This window comes from Prochlorococcus marinus XMU1404 (genome assembly GCF_017696175.1).
Taxonomy (GTDB): domain Bacteria; phylum Cyanobacteriota; class Cyanobacteriia; order PCC-6307; family Cyanobiaceae; genus Prochlorococcus_A; species Prochlorococcus_A marinus_X.
Genome location: NZ_JAAORE010000003.1, coordinates 240,279 through 258,442 on the forward strand (window position 1 = coordinate 240,279; position 18,164 = coordinate 258,442).

The following is an 18,164-nucleotide window of genomic DNA, read 5'->3' on the forward strand; positions in this document are numbered from 1 at the left end:
GCATTGCTCATTGAATTTAGTTAAATGACTTTGTTTATTCTTCGGTTAATTTCGCTATAAGCTTCAATTAGACCACCTAAATCATTTCTAAATCTGTCTTTGTCTAGGCTTACAATTGTATCATTTTTCTGATTGAGATCCCATAATCTACAATTATCAGGACTTATTTCATCTCCTAGAAGTATGTTATTTTTAGAATCATATCCAAACTCCAACTTGAAATCTATAAGTCGAAGCTGAATATTTTTAAAAAAAATTTTCAGGATTTCATTAATTTTTAAGGTTAAATCTACTATTAAATTTAAATCATTAGAACTTATAATATTCATTAATTCAATTCTATCTTTTGTAATAAGAGGATCATTTAGTTCATCATTCTTAAGATAAAAATCAATTAATGGTTTTGCCAAGTCAGTTCCAGGTCTAATAGTTGTTTGTTTACATAAAGAACCATAAGCAGTATTTCTCAAAACAATTTCAAGAGGTATTACTTTTATTTTTTGTGCAATTATTGTATTTTCATTTTTAAGTTCAATAAAATGAGTAGGAATATTCTTTTTAATTAGAAATTCAAAAATTCTTGCACTTATTAGGCAATTAAGTTTTCCCTTCCCTTCAAATTTAGCTTTTTTCAATGCATTAAAAGCTGTAGCATCATCTTTAAATTCAATTATCACTTTATCTACATCATCATGAGAAAATACTTTTTTTGCTTTACCTTCATAAATCAACTCATATTTATTATTCATTAATTTAAGACCTCAATTGATTACTAAAAGTAAAATTTATAATTAACATATTTATTAGAGATCAACTTTTATAAATAGTTTCTTTTATTTTACCTGATTATTCATCGAAACCTCATAACCTTCAAAAAAAACAAATTTTATGAGTATCAATTCAACAATTTCTAAGAACTTAATAAATTTAGAAAATATTTTAATAATTGGAAATGGAGGAAGAGAAAATTCTTTAGCTTGGGCTATTCAAAAAAATGAATTAGTCAAAAAAATTTATTTAGTCCCAGGCAATGGAGGATCAGAAAGAATAGAAAAATGTGAAAGAATAGATATTGATATTAACAAGAAAAATGAATTAGCCGAAAAGCTTTATTTACTAAAAATAGATTTGATTGTAATAGGGCCCGAAATACCTTTAGCAGATGGATTGGCCGATTTTCTTCGCAAAAAAGATTTCAAAGTATTTGGTCCTGGTAAAGATGGAGCAAAACTGGAATATAGCAAATCCTGGGCAAAGGAATTTATGGAAGATGCAAATATTCCAACTGCAAAGTTTTGGAAAGTAAAATCTCTAGAAGAGGCAAAAGAAATTATCCATGCATCTACTATTCCACTAGTCGTCAAAGCGGATGGTTTGGCTTCAGGTAAAGGTGTTTTTATTCCCGATTCAAAAGATGAATGTTTTAGAGCAGCAGAAATAATCTTCAATGGGAAGTTTGGTAATTCTGGGAATGTGGTAGTTCTCGAAGAAAAAATTCAGGGGCCAGAAGTTTCAGTTTTTGCTCTATGTGATGGAGAGAAATTCATATTACTTCCAAGTGCACAAGATCATAAACGTCTCAATGAAAATGATAAAGGTCCAAATACAGGAGGGATGGGGGCTTATTCTCCAGCTCCATTATTAACAGAAGATTACCTTAATATAATTATCAAAGAGATAATTAAACCGACAATAGTTGAGCTTAATAAAAAAAATATTGATTATAAAGGCGTAATTTATTTTGGATTAATGATCACAAGGTCTGGGCCAAAAGTTATAGAATATAACTGTAGATTTGGTGACCCCGAATGCCAAACAATAATGCCTTTGATGGATCAAAATTTTGTATTTCTTTTAGAAAAATGCTCCATGGGTAATTTAACTGGAGACGAAGTGATTAATACAACCGATAAGGTTAGCGGTTGTGTAATAGCAACTTCAGGAGGTTACCCTAACCAATATAAAACTGGTTTTCCGATTAAAATAGGAAATATTGATTCAAATGATTTTCAAATATTCGACTCTGGCACTGCTCAAAGTAAAAACGGGGAATTATTAACTAATGGAGGACGAGTTTTAAGTATTGTCTGTCAAGATAAAGATTTTGATACGGTTTTCGAAAAAGCATATAAAAATTTAAAAGAAATATACTTTGATGGTATTTATTTTAGAAATGATATTGGTCATCAAGTGAGGAAAAACTTTCCAAAGGGTAATTAAACAATGATAAATACTAACAATCAAGAAAGTAGAGATTATAAAATCGTGGATAGTGAAGATATTAATAATAACTATTGGATTAATAGACTGTTTGCTTGGTGGAGTGGGTTTAGTTTAAGAACAAAATTATTAGCAATAGCTACTCTTGTTGTAAGTCTCTTAATGACAGGAATAACATTCTTTGCATTAAACAGTATTCAAAGAGATGCGGGAATGAATGACACTAGATACGCTCGAGATCTTGGATTATTGCTATCGGGAAATGTCACAGAATTAGTTGCTAATAATCAAAAAAAAGAAATTTCAAATGTAGCTGAAAAGTTTTGGAGATCAAGTCGAAATTTACGTTATATATTTTTTACCGATGCTGAAGATATAGTTCAACTTGGAATACCAATTAGTGCAACTCCTACAAGTTCAGATAGTCAGTTTCAGCTTACTAGAAGATTAAAACTACCATCAGAATTGAAGAAGAGGCCCCAATTTCCACTAGTAAGACAGCATGTTACGCCTCAAGGTCAGGTCACAGATGTATTTGTCCCAATGCTTTGGAAAGGGAAATATCTTGGAACTTTAGCTTTAGGAGTTACACCTAATAAAAAAGCCTTAGCCAGTGCAGCTTTAACAAGAGAAGTAACAATAGCAGTATTTATATCAATTTGGGTTTTAGTAATACTTGGAGCTGTATTCAATGCACTTACAATTACTAGACCTGTAAGAGAGTTGGTAAGAGGTGTTAGAGAAATTTCAAAAGGAAACTTTAAATCCAGAATTTCTTTACCTATGACAGGAGATCTAGGAGAACTTTTAAATGGATTTAATCGAATGGCCACTCAGTTAGAAAATTATGACGAGGCAAACATTAAAGAACTTAAAGCCGCTCAAATAAAGCAGCAATCACTAATAGCTACTATGGCTGATGGTGCAATATTACTAGATTCTCAGGGAAAGATTGTACTAACTAATCCAACCGCAAAAAGATTATTCCGATGGGAAGGAAGATTCTTAGAAGGAAAATATTTTTTAAATGAAATTCCAGAAATTTTATCTAATGACTTGCATACAAATGTAGAATCTCTCCTCAATAGAGAAAAAGAGAAGGATGATTTGAGGTTTAGCCTAGGAGAACCTGCTAGAACTCTAAGAATTGTCTTACAATCAGTATTAGATACCAACAAAGTTGAATTAAAAGGTATAGCAGTCACAATTCAAGATCTAACAAGAGAAGTAGAATTAAATGCTGCACAAAACAGATTCATTAGTAATGTTTCTCATGAACTAAGGACACCACTTTTTAACATTAAAAGCTACGTAGAGACTTTACATGATTTAAAAGATCAGCTCACTAATGAAGAACAACTTGAATTTCTCGGAATAGCAAATTCAGAGACTGATAGGCTTACAAGACTTGTAAATGATGTTTTAGATTTATCAAGACTTGAGTCTGGGAAAATAATTCAACTAGAGGAAATGGATATAAAACCAGCAATTGAACAGACTCTACGAAATTACAGACTTAACGCTACAGAAAAAAATGTTTCATTGGCGCACGATATAGAAGAAACTATTCCCTCAATTCTTGGAAATTTTGATCTACTTCTACAAGTTTTCGATAATTTATTGGGGAACGGATTGAAATTCAGTCCAAAAAACAGCAACCTTATGATAAGAGCTTATACATGGCCAGATTCTTGTCCTGCCTTCCCCCCCAGTAATAAAGATGATGGAGCTCCTCAATGTGAATTAGTTTCACCATTACCAAAAGTCAGAATTGAGATTGCTGATACAGGTTCAGGAATATCTCAAGCAGATCAAGAAAAAATATTTGACCGTTTTTATAGAGTGGAGAACGCTGTTCATACTGAGCAAGGAACAGGTTTAGGTTTATCTATAGTGCGAGGAATAATTGAAAAACATGGAGGGGAAATTCGTATGGCTAGCGAATTAGGAGTTGGAACAACCTTTTGGTTTGATTTAGCCTTATCACAATCTGATAAAGATGAACTATTGACTCAAACAATTAAAAATAAAGATAATTTTTCAAACTCTGAAATCAGCGAAATTATCTAAATACTATCAACACCTTTAAAAACATTTTGAACATTTTGATCAGGAATAACTCTATGGGGGGCGCCACTAAATATTTGTTCAAAATTAGAAAAAGAATCTTTTATTTCAGGACCCTTATTTGTAATAATAAATTCTCTAATTCGTTTATCATGCCATGAACCTCGCATTTTAAAGACATTTAAAGCTCTAGCCATCTCTCCCTTAATTTCAACATATTGGAGCAAAAGTATAGTATCAGTAATTGTTGAGATATGAGAATCAGTAATAGAATGACTTCCCATGAATTCCTCTGCAGTATTAGTAAAAAATCCTGCTATTTCCTCTTGTTTTGTATAACCTGTGACTGCAATTACAAATTGTCTAAATGCATTCAAACTCACGCCTCGTGCTAGTGCCGAGAGAGAATCTATAGCCATTCTCTTTGGTTTAAATTGATTAATTTGTGTTTTTATGATTTGTAAGTGGTCTTCCAATCCAGTTGATTCAGGATATGCACAAATAATCTTTAATAATCCATCACTTTCCATCTTTTCAAAGTCTATTCCCCAACTAGTGGCATTCCTAAGTAATTGAGCCCTAGATTCTTCATAGGCGAAAAGTATTGCTCTTTCGCTATTGTTATATGCATCTTCTACAAATTTTGAGACTAACATCGTCTTACCAGTTCCAGTAGCTCCTGTAGCGAGGATAATGGAATCTTGGAAGTAGCCTCCTCCGCACATATCATCGAGATCTTTAACTCCAGAACTAATTCTAATATTTGAAGATCTTTGCGTAAGTCTCATCGCTCCAAGGGCAAAAACACTTATCCCATCCATTCCCATTGTGAATGGATATTCACCTTTCATATGAACAGTACCTCTCAATTTGAGAACTTCTAAAGTTCTTCTTCTTTTCTCAGACTCCAAAACATTTCTTAATAAGACAACATTATCAGAAACAAATTCTTCTACTCCATATCTAGCAATAGGTCCGTAATCATCGACCCTTTCTGTAGTCATAACTGTTGTAACACCTATTTCCTTCAATCTCGCTATTAGCCGGAATATTTCTCGTCTAACAACATAAATAGCATCATATTGTTGAAAAACGGCAGTTATTGAATCTATTGCAACTCTTTTAGCTTTATATTTCCTTATTGCGTAACTAATTCTCTCAATAAGACCAGATAAGTCAAAGTTCCCAGCAACATCTTGACCGTCAGGATCAGGAGAAGCATCTAATATAAATAGCTTATTTTGATCAATTAATTCTTGTAAATCCCATCCGAAGCTAGCAGCATTTCTAATTATGTCCAAAGGCGACTCCTCAAAAGTAACGAAGATTCCAGGCTCATCAAAATTGCAAATGCCATGATGTAGATATTGAAGAGAAAAAACAGTTTTACCAGTCCCTGATGTACCACTAATTAACGTACTTCGAGATACAGGCAACCCACCTCTACAAACATCATCAAAGCCCTCTATGCCAGTAGGTAATTTTTGTACTTGCATTTTATTTGATTTACCAAATTTCTTATCTTTCATAATTTTGTGCTAGAGAAACCTAAATAAAAAATAAACATGTAATTTATCTTGAGTTAATAAAGTTTTCTATATGTTATTTATCTCCACTATATTCAGTTTCAGTTAATTCATCAAAAAGTAGATCTAAACCGATTAAAACTTTTTCTCTATCAGACAAGTCACCAATTATTTTTCTAACTGGTGGGGGTAAAATTTTAGCTAAAGTTGGGGTAGCCAAAATCTTGTCTTCCTCTGCAAGTTGTGGTTGTTTCAATACATCGATAACCTTCAAAGCATAAACTCCTTTAAATTCATTTTCTAAAATTTCCCTTAAAGTATTTAAAGCTCTCATAGAGTTAGGAGTATTTCCAGCGACATAGAGTTTTAAAATATATGTTTTTCTTGCGGCCATTTTATGGTTCCTCGAATGAATATGTAAGATTTTAAAAAACCCTTGACTTATTACACTACAAGATAAGAAAATAAACAAACAATAGTGATTGCTTATTTGGCTTAATCAAATTTTAAATTTGAGCCTTATAGCGTCTTTAATATATGACAAATTCTAAAAACTCCTCCAACAATTCTTCTGAAAATGATGAATTGTACGCAATAGCAGAAACTTCAGGCCAACAATTTTGGTTCGAAGTTAATAGATACTACGACATAGACAGGTTAAATGCTAAAGAAAAAGATAAAATAACATTAGAAAAAGTTTTACTTTTAAAGGATAAAAATTCAATCACAATTGGGAAACCTTACGTAAAGGATGCAAAAATTGAATTAGAAGTTGTTTCGCATAAAAGAGATAAAAAAATTCTTGTCTACAAAATGCGTCCCAAAAAAAAGACAAGAAGAAAGATGGGCCATAGACAAGAACTCACAAGAGTTATGGTAAAATCTATATCAATAGGTAAAAGTGCTCCTAAGTCTTCTTCAAAAAAAGAAACTGTTAAAAAGGAAACTAAACCAAAATCTGAAAAATCTACAAATTAAACATTTCTAATGGCACATAAAAAGGGTACAGGTTCTACAAGAAACGGTAGAGATTCAAATTCCAAAAGACTGGGGGTAAAAGCATACGGTGGAGAGAAAGTAACTGCAGGTTCAATTTTAATTCGCCAAAGAGGAACATCCTTTTTGCCAGGAATCAATGTTGGCAAAGGAAAAGATGACACTCTTTTTGCACTCAAAGAAGGAACTGTGAGTTTTGAAAGCATTAAAAGAAATTTGAGAAATAGAAAAAGAGTTAATGTAGTTATTTAATTTTCTTATAAGCTCTTGTAGTTATAAGAATAGGGTGAAAAACTTCTAAAAACGTTGATTGAAGTGTATTAAAAAACTTTTCAACAATTTGAACATCGTCAATGTGGAAAGGATATTCATTTTTTTCTCCTTTATAGAAATACCAATTAAATAAAGCAATAGAATTAGAATCCATAAAATCATTAAAAATCTCAATTTGAGAAGCTGGATCAGCAAGATGTTCCAAAACATCGAGGCAAATTATCGTATCGAATTTTGTTATTTGTGTATCTTTAATTGTCTTGCAAAAAGTAAGTTTTTTTTCGACTCCTAATTTCTTAGCCCTATATTCAACAAAGTTTCTATTTGTTTTATTAATATCTACAAAAAAAACATGCTCAACTTTTGAAGACATCGCATTAGCTAAGGCATGTGTGCCAATCCCTCCTCCAAAATCTAAAACTAAATCTCTAGAAAATCTTTGCTGAAGTTTTAAAGTATCAGCGATATAATCCTTGCTTGTAATATGCCACGCAGCTAAATCAGCTACATGCCGATCTCCAACAATCTCAGTATAAAAATCTGAAACATCTCCTAACGCATCTCCAGGATGTGAATTTGCCAAATTCATCTTTGCATTTGAAAGAAATTCATCTAAATCGCATTCTTTAATAGATAAATATTCGATTAAATGTGATTTCAAATTGAAAGCATTATTTAAAAACTCCTTTAATATAAAATTATTCTTTTTCAATTTCTTACTTCAAATCTCTAATACAAAAATCATAGGATGTTGGTAAATCTTTCTCAAAATATTCTTAATATTAAAAATGGAAACTAAGGATGGATTCTTAATAATCAATAAAGAAAAAGGTTGTACATCTCATGATTGCGTTAAACAAATACGCAACTTATTAAATACAAAAAAAGTTGGCCATGCAGGAACTCTTGATCCAGAAGTTACAGGAATATTACCAATTGCCATAGGCAGTGCAACAAGATTTATTCAATATCTTCCCCAGGGGAAAACTTATATTGGACAAATTAAATTAGGTATTAGAACAAGTACTGATGATATTCATGGCAAAATAATAAACCGAAAAGATTGGCCTAAAATCAGTAATAAGAAATTAGATCAATATTTAAATAAATTCAGAGGAATAATTAAACAAGTTCCGCCAAAAGTATCTAGTGTACATGTCAATGGAGAGAGAGCATATAAAAAATCTTTTAAAAATGAAAATTTTGAATTAGAACCAAGAAAAGTAACAATAGACGAACTCCTTTTAATAAAATGGGACCAAATAAATGGAATCATAGAAATAAAAATCAAATGTTCCGCTGGTACATATATAAGATCAATTGCAAGAGATGTAGGTGAAATTCTTAATTCCGAAGGTTGTCTTCTACAACTAAAAAGAGTTTCAGCTTGCGGCTTTGATGAACAAAACTCTATTAAAATATCTGACATTGAAAAAGATAAAGGCAAAAAAAACGCAACAAATTATATTATTCCGACACTCTCTGCTCTCAATCACATTTCAACATTAGTCTTAAATAAAGAAGAAGAAATAAATTTTTGGCGAACTGGAAGAGCTATTAAAGTTAATACAAGTTACTTAAATAAAAGCAAATTTTTTGATTATAAGAGACCCATAAAGGTAGTGGACAAAAGAAAAGCTCTTCTTGGTATAGGCTTTTTTAATAAAGAACAAACTGATATAAATCCAAAATTGGTCCTTAATGCAAAATAATTTTTTATAAAAAATATTTTTTAAACGGTTTTATTTCAACTCCCTTATAAAAATGTTTTAGGATGGCATTTGCTTTTAGTCCCTTATTTGCCATATATTTAGCACCCCATTGACTCATCCCCACACCGTGACCAGATCCATATCCCGAAACTACTAAAATTTTGTCTGAAGATGATGAATTAAGATTATTTCTTGGAACTAATAATCTTTGACCTATATTTATTAATGATGAATTTTTAATATTATTTAAGGCAACTATTGCTTCAACACTTACATCATATTGATCAGCTATAAGTATCAAGGTATCTCCAACTCGAACTATATGGGTAAGAGGTTCATTTTCTGATGAATTTGTTGAAAATAATTTAAGGCTTTCATCACTAGATTTATTTTCATTATCTTCGATAAATTTAAATCTTACTAAAGTGCTTTTAAGGTTCATTTTTTTTCGAATATCAACTCCTGAAATTTGATCAGTTCCAAATTCACCATGAATTCTTACATTTTTTACTCGACCCGTACTTGTTACATTTAAAATTTCAATTTTGTTAATTCCTCCAATGTTTGGGAATAGATTTTGCAATTGAGACTTTGAGAATTTCTTATTCCATCGAAGTTTTGGATTATTTTTATCAAAGTCTTTAACACTTGATAAATATGGATATTTATTTTTCCATACATCTTGGCTATTTTCTGTCATGCCAGCCGAACTACTATGAAATAAAGAATTAATTAATTTGTTTTTATATGTCAAAACTAATGATCTTGTACTATTTACTGCTCTTTTAGTTCTATGCGTCCCGGCCTCTAGTCCAATGTAGACTTGATTCTTATTTGTCGAATCAATATCGTAAAGAGAATTTCCTTTTTGCTTCAAGGCATAAGTTCTTGATGCAATAGCTTGAGCTTTTAATGCTTCTAGAGGCCATTTAGCGGGCATTTCTGAACCAACAACACTACCAAGATACTTCTCAATCCCAAGAACATTAACAACCAATATGTCATTTTCACGTATGAATAGATTCAATTTACCTGCATATCTTTTCTGACCAACCCAAATACCTCTTCTATCTGAAGACTTCAATACAAGTTTTTCCTCATTTTTCAAGTAATAGATTTTCTGTTTATTCTTATCAAAATTTAAAGTATTTCCGTTATTTTGTTTTTTTAAAGTTAAACCTTTAATTTTTTTATTCGTAAATCTTTGACCTTTGATCGTTAATGGAATAGATCTATCAGATCTAATTCTTATTTCTTTGTCTTTTAAAATTAAAACATTTATGATAGGTTCCGTTGAAGCCAATACAGTTCTGGGCTGGGGAAAACAAAAAATTATTATGCTTAGTAAAAAAAAGTTATAAGTGGTTTTTATGTTCTTTAAAATCACTTTGTTTGAAAAACAAATTTTGAAATTGCCTAAGTTTGTCTAAAAGTCTAGATTTAATCCAGATAAAAAACACAAATATTATTATAAGTGAACATCACCTTTCTAGGAACAAGTTCAGGAGTTCCAACCTTAACGAGGAATGTCTCTTCATTAGCTCTTAAATTATCACAATCTTCTGAAGTTTGGCTTTTTGATTGTGGAGAGGGAACACAACATCAAATTATGAAGAGCCATATTAAATCTTCGCAAATCAAGAAGATATTTATTACCCATATGCATGGAGATCATGTTTATGGTTTACCTGGCCTTTTGGCTACCTTAGGTTTATCAGGAAATAGTAATGGTATCGAAATTTATGGCCCTTCAGAATTACGTGGTTTTATCAAATCTGCACTCAATACTAGTTATTGTAAATTGGCATTTCCATTGCATTTCGTAGAGATTGAAAATTTTGCATCACAAAATAAAACTTTATTTGAAGACAACAAAATAAAAGTAAATTGTGCCTGCCTTAAACATAGAATTCCAGCTTATGGTTATAGAGTGAGCGAAAAAGACAAGCCAGGTATATTTGATGTCAAAAAAGCAGAAGCCATGAACATAGCTCCTGGACCAATTTATTCTGAATTGCAACAAGGTAAAAAAGTCGTATTAGCAGATGGAAGGTCATTTGACGGGAAAGAATTCTGCGGACCTCCAAGAAAAGGTGAAAGCTTTGTGTATTGCACAGATACAGTCTTTAGTGAATCAGCTGTGTCACTTTCAAAAAATGCCGATTTACTTGTACATGAATCAACATTTTCTCAGGAGGATGAGAGCATGGCTTATGAAAAATTACATTCCACAACAATCATGGCTGCAAAAACAGCATTATTATCTAATACAAAAAAATTAATTATTACTCATTTTAGTCCAAGATACACTAATAAAAATTCAATTACGCCAAGCGATTTACTTAAAGAGGCTCAAAAAGTTTTTCCAAATACTCAGCTTGCAAAAGATTTTCTAACTGCAGAAATAAAATAAACTGCAACAGTTCGTTAGAAGAAGGGTCGTAAATGACCAACCCATGGAATAATAGTCATAGGTTTTCTATATTGATATTGATCGAAATGGTTTCTATGTTTTCATCACTACATAAGTCTTTAAAAAGGCTATTTATTTTTCTTCCGTTAATTATTGGTTTACTTATTAGTCCAATCTCTGCAAACGCACTCTATCCAAGTGATCCTTCATCAGTTGATGTACTAAAAGATGATCTTCATGGTGCCGACCTTCATAATAATGAATATGTTAAATATGATTTATCTAATCAAGATTTAGGAGAAGCTAATCTTCAAGGCGCATATATGAGTGTAACAACTGCAAAAAACTCTAGTTTTAAAGGAGCCAATATGACGGATCTAATTGCATATGCAACACGCTTTGATAATGCTGATTTTACAGATGCAAATCTTAGTAATGGTGAGCTATTGAAAAGTGTTTTTGATGGAGCAATTATTGATGGAGCAGACTTTACTGATGCAAATCTTGATCTTTCTCAGAGAAAATCATTATGTGAAAGAGCTAGTGGAACTAATTCACAAACTGGAGTTAATACAATTGATAGTCTTGAATGCACCGGTTTAAAAGGTTACATGCCTCCTAAGCCAAAATCATAAGATTTAAACCCAACTAACTTCAGAAGGGAAGATATTACCAGGTTCTTTTGAGCCTGGTTTTTTGCTGTACCACCATTCTTGTATGTCAGAAGAAAATTTCTTTGAAAAGAGAGTTATAACTGTCTCAACAGGTTTTGATCCAGGCTCCAAAATCTGTACTGAGTAAGATGGACATTTTCTTGAAGCCATATCAGCAACGAACCTAGAACCTATTCTTCTCCAACTAGGCTCCTTACTTCTCCAAGCAAGCCTTGAACAGGGCCATGGTAACTCTTCCCTATCATAAAGTCTGCAGCATGGTCCGATTACCTTATAACTGTACTGACCTCCATAACTTGATTGAACACTGCCAGTTTTGAAAAATTCAAATTTATTCATTTACAAAAAAAGCCACCTTCATAGAGGGTGGCAGAGAAATAGTAAATAATCAACTTAGAAAAGTTAATTTTTTATAATTAGTACAATTCTTCCTCAGCATGAGTTGTAATTGTTACGTCAGATGTTGGATAAGCAACACATGTAAGAACAAAACCAGCTTCTAATTGGTCATCATCCAAGAAACTTTGATCTGATTGATCAACACTACCTGAAGTAACTTTTCCAGCACATGTAGAACATGCTCCTGCTCTACAAGAATAAGGAAGATCGATACCTTGTTCTTCAGCCGCGTCAAGGATGTACTGGTCATCAGGTACTTCAATAGTTGAATTGAGACCTTCACCTTCGCTGATGAGTGTAACTTTGTAAGAAGCCATTTAAATAAAAAATTGTTGGTAGTTAATACCTATCAATTACATTTTTAACATCGATTAGGTCGATATGTGAGATTTTGACGTAAAAAATGACACAATAAAATGTATGAAAGAGTATCTATAAGAAAAACTTATAGTTTAGTTGGATCGCTGGTTTTTTGCGCAGAAATACATACCCAATCTTTTCTAGTTGATACATCCAATAATTTCAAGTCATTCTGAATTAATATTTTTATAATTTCATCCTTTTGTGAATTCAGAATTCCACTTAAAATGACTTCCCCATTGTTTTTCAAGCACTTATAAATATTTGGAATCATTCCTTTTATTACTTCAGCAAGAATATTGCATAAAACAAAATCAAATTGTTTAAGTTGATTTTTTAAAATTACCTCATTAAAAGATCCCAAATATGTATTTAAGTTGTTTAAATTACCGAAATTTAGTTGGAAATTTGATTTAGTTGAATTTATAGCTAAATAATCATTATCCACTGCAAAAACCTCTTTAGCGCCAAGCAATCTTGCGGCGATACTCAAAATCCCGCTACCACTGCCAATATCTAATATCTTTTTATCAGAAAATAAAATATTATCCATTTTTTCCAAGCAAAGATAAGTCGAAGGGTGACTTCCTGTACCAAAGGCTGCTCCAGGATCAATTTGTATGATTTTTTTATCTTTAAATTTTTCATCTAGATTTATCCAATAAGGCAATATTAAAAAATGATTTCCCACTAATTCAGGCGCCCAATATTTCTTCCAGCTTGTCAACCAATCCTCCTCTTTGATAGTACTCCAATCAAAAAATTTATCCTTAGAATCATCAATATTAATAAGTTTGCTAATTATTTCTTCAAAATTGTTTCTAGAACTCTCGTCCCATTCATTAATTGGGAGCCATATATTAACCTCTTTTTTATTTTCATTTTTAATTAAATACTCAAATGAAAAACTAAATATTCCAAGATCATTTAACTTCCAAATAATAATATCCTCTGAATCACTTTCTATCTGAAAAGTTAGTTTATACCAATCTTTAACTTCCACTAATAGAGCAAACCTCTTTATAAAGTAACTGGATTAGCGCTGGTAATTCCCTCTACTTCAGTAATGGTATCAAGCAACTTATTAGGAATTGGATCATCAATACTTAGAACCATAACAGCTTCTCCTCTAACAATTTTGCGGCCAACTTGCATTGAGGCAATATTTACATTGTTGCTACCCAATAAAGAACCAAGCTTACCAATGATACCAGGCATATCTCTGTGCCTAGTAACCAACATGTATCTACTTGGCGATACATTAACAGGATATTGATCAATACTAATAATTCTTAATTCCCCATCAGCAAAAATGCTTCCTGCTACGCTATGGTCGCCATTATCTCCATAAGTGGTTAATTGAAGTGATCCACTTGCGAATTCAGGTCTTGCCTCATCTTTACTTTCGACAACTATAATACCCCTCGAATCTGCTTCTAAAGAGGCATTCACATAATTTATCCTATCTCCCAAAGCTTTACTTAGAAGGCCTTTTAGACTGGCTATTATTAATGGTTGGGAAGGATGTTGAACAAATTCGCCTTGAAGCTTTACCTCTAGTTTTTGGATCTGTCCACCTGAAAGCTGGCTTACAAGCAGACCCATTGTTTCAGCTAACTGCAAATGAGGTTTTAGACTGTCCATAATATCAGGGCTCAAGCCTGGTATATTTACTGCGGTTCTAGCAGATAAGCCAAGCAAGACATCTCTGATTTGCTCTGCAACATCAACAGCTACATTTTCTTGTGCTTCCCGAGTAGATGCTCCTAGGTGAGGGGTAAGAATAAGATTCTTTTCAACCTTCAAAAGTGGTGAATTAGATTCCAAAGGTTCTTTAGAAAAGACATCTATTGCAGCTCCTGCAATCAATGATTTATTTAAAGCTTCTGCTAATGCTTCTTCGTCAATTAATCCCCCTCGAGCACAATTTATTAATTTTGCGCTACTTTTCATACTCTTAAGTACCTCCATATTTACCAAATTCTCTGTCTCTGGTGTGCGAGGCAAATGCAAAGTTACATAATCTGATTGTTTGAATAAATCCTCTAGTTCAGTTAGTTTAACTTTTATTTGTTGAGCTCTTTCAGTTGAAACAAAGGGATCATATCCGTAAACTTCCATTCCCAATGCATTAGCAACTTTCGCTACATGAGCACCAATTTTCCCTAAACCAACTACACCTAGTTTTTTATTATAAAGCTCATTCCCGACAAATTTCTTTCTTTCCCATTTACCTAAGAAAGTACTAATATTGGCAACTGGAATATGCCTAGATAAGGCCAACATCATAGCTATAGTATGTTCAGCGGCTGCTATCGTATTACCTCCTGGAGAGTTAACAACAAGAACTCCTTTTTGCGTAGCAGCCTTAACATCTACATTGTCGACTCCAACTCCAGCTCTTCCAATAATTCTAAGTTTACTTGAAGAGTTAATAATTTCTTCAGTCACTTGAGTACCAGAGCGAATCATTAAAGCATCATAATCATTAATGATGGAAGCTAGCTCAGAGTTTGAGATTCCTATCTTCTGATCAACCTGAGCAACTTGTGAAAGAATATCGATTCCTGTTTGATCAATTGGATCTGTAATGAGAACTTTTGTCATTTAAGATTGGTTCTTTAATCTTTTACTTTAACTTAATCTATAGTGTATGTATCTTATTTTATTAATTTGAATAACACACAAAAATTTGAGGATTGAAATTTGACTAAAAGTATTGTGATATTTGAAGACATTAATAAATGTATCCAGCTATTTGAAGTTTTCAAAGAAAAATCAGTAATGCTCTCTGAAGCTATTTTGATCCCACCAATAACTGAAAAAATAACATCAGAAGAAACCGAATTGTTAAATGCGAAAGCAAATATCTTATTCAAATCTCAAAATTTTGAAGATATAAGAATTTTAAATCCTAAACTTGATAGAAAGATTAGACAAAAAGATATGAGTAGATGGCTAATGCCATTTGGTTTTGTAGCTGGAATAGCTTTTTCTAATATGACAAATTTATCTACCTTCAGCTTTCTTGGTTTAAATAACATCGGGGAATCATTAATTGGAGGTCTTTTAGGAATGAGTTCTGGATATTTAGGAAGCATTGTTTCTTCTGCAAGTATCAACATCAATAGAAATAAAGAGTTGAGATCAATTATTAATTTTAATAAAGAGGGTAAATGGCTTGTTCTACTTGAAAATCAAATTGGGACTGAATTACCTTGGGCTTTGATAAAACAAACAGAAGCAAAAGATATAATTTTTTTAGAAGGCTAAATGATTGATTTAAAGGGAATCTTAATAAATTCAAACTACAAAAAAGAAACTGAGGAATTAATAAATATTGCTAACTTAGCTTACAAACACTGGGAAACTTATTGGACTGGATTTCATTCAACTTATGTTTGTGAAGAGATTTTAAAAGATTTTGAAAATTTAAATGATTTCAAATTTTTTATTTATGGAGGATTCTCCTCTTCTCAAAGATCCAGAATAGCTTGCTTTAGAGGAGATAATATTCCTGAAGAGGATATGCTAAAAAGTAATTTTCCTGCTCAAGGGATAAAAATTAATGGCAATTTTTTATTTGATAATGCTAAACAAGACGACTTTAGATCCCTCTTAATTGAAAATGGGGTAAATAAAGTAAAAGTAGGAGATATATGGACAATAGGCGATAGGGGGGCACAAGGGATAATTGATAATTTAGATATTGAGCATCTAGATGAAAAGATTTTTTATTTGCGAGACGTAAAAGTAAAAATTAATCTAGTTGGTATAGATGAATTACAAATACCTTCTGGAAGAACAAAAAAACTTGTTAATACAGTAGAAGCTTCAACAAGATTAGACGCTATAGCTTCAGCAGGTTTTAGGATATCACGAACCAAAATCATTGAAAGGATAGAAAATGGAATGCTCAGATTAAATGGGAGCAAAGTTAATAAGCCAACTATTAATCTAAAAATTGGCGACAAACTAGAACTTGAAAATAAAGGATTTATCGAAATTCTAAATTTAGAAATAACCAAAAGAGAACGATGGAAAGTTAAATTACTTAGAAAATGAAACGCAACCTGCTATTTTCTTATAAGGGGGATTAAAAATTCTTCAGTTTGGGCGATTAGCTCAGTGGTAGAGCACTACCTCGACACGGTAGTGGCCACTGGTTCGAATCCAGTATCGCCCATTAAAACTTTTGGCAACCTAGGTTATATCCACAGAAAATAATTTCATTTTTTAGATTATTAAAAAAATGAAACTTAATCAAATAATTAATCTACATAAAGGAATCACTGCATTTGTAGTGATAGGTCTTATGATTTTTTTTGATAATTTTAAGATCGCTCCCTACGTTTATTTAGCTCTGCATGGTACTTATGGATTACTTTGGCTTCTAAAAGAAAAGATATTCCCAGATCCTTATTTTAAAGAAAAAATCAATTTTTTAACTTCAGTTACTGGTTTTATTTTCCTTGGAAGTTACTGGGTAGCTCCCTACATTCTTATCTCAACTCAGAAATCTGTTCCAAATATCGTAATAGCTGCATCTATATCTATAAATATAATTGGTGTGTTTCTACACTTTGCTAGTGATGCCCAAAAATATTTTTCTCTTAAATTAAAAAAAGATCTAATTAAAGAAGGATTTTTTAAAAATATAAGGAATACAAATTATTTAGGAGAAATACTAATTTATCTATCATTCGCCATACTTTCAATGAGTTTCATACCATTTGTAATTCTTGCAATATTTTTCTCTATAGTTTTTCTACCAAGAATGATAAAAAAAGACAAATCGCTCTCAAAATATGATTCATTCGAAGAATACAAAAAGAAAAGTGGTCTTATATTGCCTAAATTAAATGCCTGATAACAACTTACCCAGTTGGAGGCAAGATTTAAAATCTTCTAGAAAAAAAGAGGGCAAATCACCCTCTTATAGATGGATACAGCTTGCAACAGTCAGCGAAAAAAATGAGCCAAGATTAAGAACAGTTGTTTTCAGAGGATGGAATAAAGACAGTTCAATGATTATTTTTACAGATAGAAGAAGTGAAAAAATTGGGCATTTAAAATATAATCCGAATGCAGAAATATTATGGTTCTTTTTGAAAACCAAATCACAATATAGATTCAAAGGAAAAATACGTGAATTGAGTGATAACAAAAATTATTGGGATTTATTATCAGAAAAATCAAAATCTTCTTGGTTTTGGGGATCTCCTGGAGAGAAAATAAACTCAAAAGACCGACCTGCTTATGAAATATTATCCAATCTACCCAAGTCAGAAAATTTTGTAGTTCTAAATTTTGAAATCGATTCAGTAGATCTTCTTAAATTAGAACAGCCTGTTCATAAACGATATCTTTGGGAAAAGATTAAGAAATGGGAAAAAGTTGAAATTAATCCTTAAATATTTCTAAATTGTATATTTAGGTTGAAAAACATATAGTGATCAGTCAGTTTTAAAAAAGAAGTATTATTCATATGAATTTCTCAGAAATTCCAGAAAACCCTTTTATT

General features: G+C 31.7%; 20 protein-coding genes and 1 tRNA gene. 12 read left to right on the forward strand and 9 right to left on the reverse strand.

Annotated elements, in window-relative coordinates:
* Window positions 1-20: 20 nt before the first annotated feature.
* Window positions 21-749: a phosphoribosylaminoimidazolesuccinocarboxamide synthase gene (gene purC / locus HA144_RS07555; protein ID WP_209043468.1), complete on the reverse strand. Its 729-nt coding sequence runs from the start codon at window positions 747-749 to the stop codon at window positions 21-23.
* Window positions 750-888: 139 nt separating this feature from the next.
* Here purC and purD point away from each other — a divergent pair, with 139 nt between their 5' ends.
* On the forward strand, window positions 889-2,220 hold the full coding sequence (gene purD / locus HA144_RS07560) for a phosphoribosylamine--glycine ligase (protein WP_209043469.1): 1,332 nt from the start codon (window positions 889-891) through the stop codon (window positions 2,218-2,220).
* A gap of 3 nt (window positions 2,221-2,223) precedes the next feature.
* A complete protein-coding gene (locus tag HA144_RS07565) occupies window positions 2,224-4,290 on the forward strand; it encodes a HAMP domain-containing sensor histidine kinase (RefSeq protein ID WP_209043470.1) in 2,067 nt (688 codons plus the stop codon).
* Here the strand turns inward: HA144_RS07565 and kaiC are convergent.
* Complete coding sequence (kaiC, locus tag HA144_RS07570) at window positions 4,287-5,816, reverse strand: circadian clock protein KaiC (RefSeq protein ID WP_209043471.1); 1,530 nt, start codon at window positions 5,814-5,816, stop codon at window positions 4,287-4,289. The two genes, HA144_RS07565 and kaiC, sit on opposite strands and share 4 nt — an antisense overlap.
* Before the next feature lie 73 nt (window positions 5,817-5,889).
* A complete protein-coding gene (gene kaiB, locus HA144_RS07575) occupies window positions 5,890-6,207 on the reverse strand; it encodes a circadian clock protein KaiB (protein WP_002807968.1) in 318 nt (105 codons plus the stop codon).
* 143 nt (window positions 6,208-6,350) lie between these two features.
* On the opposite strand from kaiB, the gene rplU reads away from it, so the two are divergent.
* Both rplU and rpmA read left to right on the forward strand, forming a co-directional pair.
* On the forward strand, window positions 6,351-6,791 hold the full coding sequence (rplU, locus tag HA144_RS07580) for a 50S ribosomal protein L21 (protein ID WP_209043472.1): 441 nt from the start codon (window positions 6,351-6,353) through the stop codon (window positions 6,789-6,791).
* Between the two features lie 9 nt (window positions 6,792-6,800).
* The gene (gene rpmA / locus HA144_RS07585; RefSeq protein WP_011376987.1) at window positions 6,801-7,061 is read left to right on the forward strand and encodes a 50S ribosomal protein L27; all 261 of its coding nucleotides are present in this window, start codon (window positions 6,801-6,803) and stop codon (window positions 7,059-7,061) included.
* On the opposite strand, the gene HA144_RS07590 is transcribed toward rpmA, so the two are convergent.
* Entirely contained in the window at window positions 7,054-7,728 is a 675-nt protein-coding gene (locus HA144_RS07590) for a class I SAM-dependent methyltransferase (RefSeq protein ID WP_209043796.1), read from the reverse strand. The two genes, rpmA and HA144_RS07590, sit on opposite strands and share 8 nt — an antisense overlap.
* 142 nt (window positions 7,729-7,870) lie before the next feature.
* Between HA144_RS07590 and truB the strand changes: the two genes are divergently transcribed.
* On the forward strand, window positions 7,871-8,794 hold the full coding sequence (gene truB / locus HA144_RS07595; protein ID WP_209043473.1) for a tRNA pseudouridine(55) synthase TruB: 924 nt from the start codon (window positions 7,871-7,873) through the stop codon (window positions 8,792-8,794).
* 4 nt (window positions 8,795-8,798) lie between these two features.
* Here the strand turns inward: truB and HA144_RS07600 are convergent, their stop codons facing one another.
* Window positions 8,799-10,181, reverse strand: coding sequence for a SpoIID/LytB domain-containing protein (locus HA144_RS07600; protein ID WP_209043474.1), 1,383 nt, complete (start codon window positions 10,179-10,181; stop codon window positions 8,799-8,801).
* Between the two features lie 87 nt (window positions 10,182-10,268).
* Between HA144_RS07600 and rnz the strand changes: the two genes are divergently transcribed.
* Complete coding sequence (rnz, locus tag HA144_RS07605) at window positions 10,269-11,207, forward strand: ribonuclease Z (RefSeq protein WP_209043475.1); 939 nt, start codon at window positions 10,269-10,271, stop codon at window positions 11,205-11,207.
* Between the two features lie 86 nt (window positions 11,208-11,293).
* Window positions 11,294-11,842 (forward strand): pentapeptide repeat-containing protein, encoded by a 549-nt coding sequence (locus HA144_RS07610; protein ID WP_209043797.1) that lies wholly within the window; start codon window positions 11,294-11,296, stop codon window positions 11,840-11,842.
* A 3-nt stretch (window positions 11,843-11,845) separates the two neighbouring features.
* Here HA144_RS07610 and HA144_RS07615 read toward each other — a convergent pair whose 3' ends face one another.
* The 4 genes from HA144_RS07615 to serA form a co-directional block, all read right to left on the reverse strand.
* Entirely contained in the window at window positions 11,846-12,220 is a 375-nt protein-coding gene (locus tag HA144_RS07615; protein WP_209043476.1) for a hypothetical protein, read from the reverse strand.
* Between the two features lie 77 nt (window positions 12,221-12,297).
* Window positions 12,298-12,597 carry a ferredoxin gene (locus HA144_RS07620; RefSeq protein ID WP_011376994.1) on the reverse strand — a complete coding sequence of 100 codons (300 nt, stop codon included), beginning with the start codon at window positions 12,595-12,597 and terminating at the stop codon, window positions 12,298-12,300.
* A 128-nt stretch (window positions 12,598-12,725) separates the two neighbouring features.
* On the reverse strand, window positions 12,726-13,643 hold the full coding sequence (gene prmA / locus HA144_RS07625) for a 50S ribosomal protein L11 methyltransferase (protein ID WP_209043477.1): 918 nt from the start codon (window positions 13,641-13,643) through the stop codon (window positions 12,726-12,728).
* A gap of 17 nt (window positions 13,644-13,660) precedes the next feature.
* Complete coding sequence (gene serA, locus HA144_RS07630; protein WP_209043478.1) at window positions 13,661-15,247, reverse strand: phosphoglycerate dehydrogenase; 1,587 nt, start codon at window positions 15,245-15,247, stop codon at window positions 13,661-13,663.
* Window positions 15,248-15,346: 99 nt separating this feature from the next.
* Here serA and HA144_RS07635 point away from each other — a divergent pair, with 99 nt between their 5' ends.
* From HA144_RS07635 to HA144_RS07655, 5 genes are all read left to right on the forward strand, one after another.
* Entirely contained in the window at window positions 15,347-15,913 is a 567-nt protein-coding gene (locus HA144_RS07635; RefSeq protein ID WP_209043479.1) for a hypothetical protein, read from the forward strand.
* Window positions 15,914-16,705 carry a photosystem II S4 domain protein gene (locus HA144_RS07640; protein ID WP_209043480.1) on the forward strand — a complete coding sequence of 264 codons (792 nt, stop codon included), beginning with the start codon at window positions 15,914-15,916 and terminating at the stop codon, window positions 16,703-16,705. It begins immediately after the preceding gene.
* 49 nt (window positions 16,706-16,754) lie between these two features.
* A tRNA-Val gene (locus HA144_RS07645) sits at window positions 16,755-16,826 on the forward strand.
* A gap of 66 nt (window positions 16,827-16,892) precedes the next feature.
* On the forward strand, window positions 16,893-17,510 hold the full coding sequence (locus HA144_RS07650; RefSeq protein WP_209043481.1) for a DUF1295 domain-containing protein: 618 nt from the start codon (window positions 16,893-16,895) through the stop codon (window positions 17,508-17,510).
* A complete protein-coding gene (locus HA144_RS07655; protein ID WP_209043482.1) occupies window positions 17,503-18,054 on the forward strand; it encodes a pyridoxamine 5'-phosphate oxidase family protein in 552 nt (183 codons plus the stop codon). The genes HA144_RS07650 and HA144_RS07655 overlap by 8 nt, the downstream gene beginning before the upstream one ends.
* The last annotated feature ends 110 nt before the right edge of the window (window positions 18,055-18,164 follow it).

What these genes read in the sequence shown, in the direction of transcription:
- HA144_RS07565 (WP_209043470.1), top strand. Translation starts at nt 2,224, where the DNA reads ATGATAAATACTAACAATCAAGAAAGTAGAGATTATAAAATCGTGGAT.
- HA144_RS07640 (WP_209043480.1), top strand. Translation starts at nt 15,914, where the DNA reads ATGATTGATTTAAAGGGAATCTTAATAAATTCAAACTACAAAAAAGAA.
- kaiC (WP_209043471.1), bottom strand. Translation starts at nt 5,816, where the DNA reads ATGAAAGATAAGAAATTTGGTAAATCAAATAAAATGCAAGTACAAAAA.
- HA144_RS07620 (WP_011376994.1), bottom strand. Translation starts at nt 12,597, where the DNA reads ATGGCTTCTTACAAAGTTACACTCATCAGCGAAGGTGAAGGTCTCAAT.
- HA144_RS07615 (WP_209043476.1), bottom strand. Translation starts at nt 12,220, where the DNA reads ATGAATAAATTTGAATTTTTCAAAACTGGCAGTGTTCAATCAAGTTAT.
- rpmA (WP_011376987.1), top strand. Translation starts at nt 6,801, where the DNA reads ATGGCACATAAAAAGGGTACAGGTTCTACAAGAAACGGTAGAGATTCA.
- HA144_RS07655 (WP_209043482.1), top strand. Translation starts at nt 17,503, where the DNA reads ATGCCTGATAACAACTTACCCAGTTGGAGGCAAGATTTAAAATCTTCT.
- HA144_RS07650 (WP_209043481.1), top strand. Translation starts at nt 16,893, where the DNA reads ATGAAACTTAATCAAATAATTAATCTACATAAAGGAATCACTGCATTT.
- truB (WP_209043473.1), top strand. Translation starts at nt 7,871, where the DNA reads ATGGAAACTAAGGATGGATTCTTAATAATCAATAAAGAAAAAGGTTGT.
- purC (WP_209043468.1), bottom strand. Translation starts at nt 749, where the DNA reads ATGAATAATAAATATGAGTTGATTTATGAAGGTAAAGCAAAAAAAGTA.
- rplU (WP_209043472.1), top strand. Translation starts at nt 6,351, where the DNA reads ATGACAAATTCTAAAAACTCCTCCAACAATTCTTCTGAAAATGATGAA.
- serA (WP_209043478.1), bottom strand. Translation starts at nt 15,247, where the DNA reads ATGACAAAAGTTCTCATTACAGATCCAATTGATCAAACAGGAATCGAT.
- purD (WP_209043469.1), top strand. Translation starts at nt 889, where the DNA reads ATGAGTATCAATTCAACAATTTCTAAGAACTTAATAAATTTAGAAAAT.
- HA144_RS07610 (WP_209043797.1), top strand. Translation starts at nt 11,294, where the DNA reads ATGGTTTCTATGTTTTCATCACTACATAAGTCTTTAAAAAGGCTATTT.
- kaiB (WP_002807968.1), bottom strand. Translation starts at nt 6,207, where the DNA reads ATGGCCGCAAGAAAAACATATATTTTAAAACTCTATGTCGCTGGAAAT.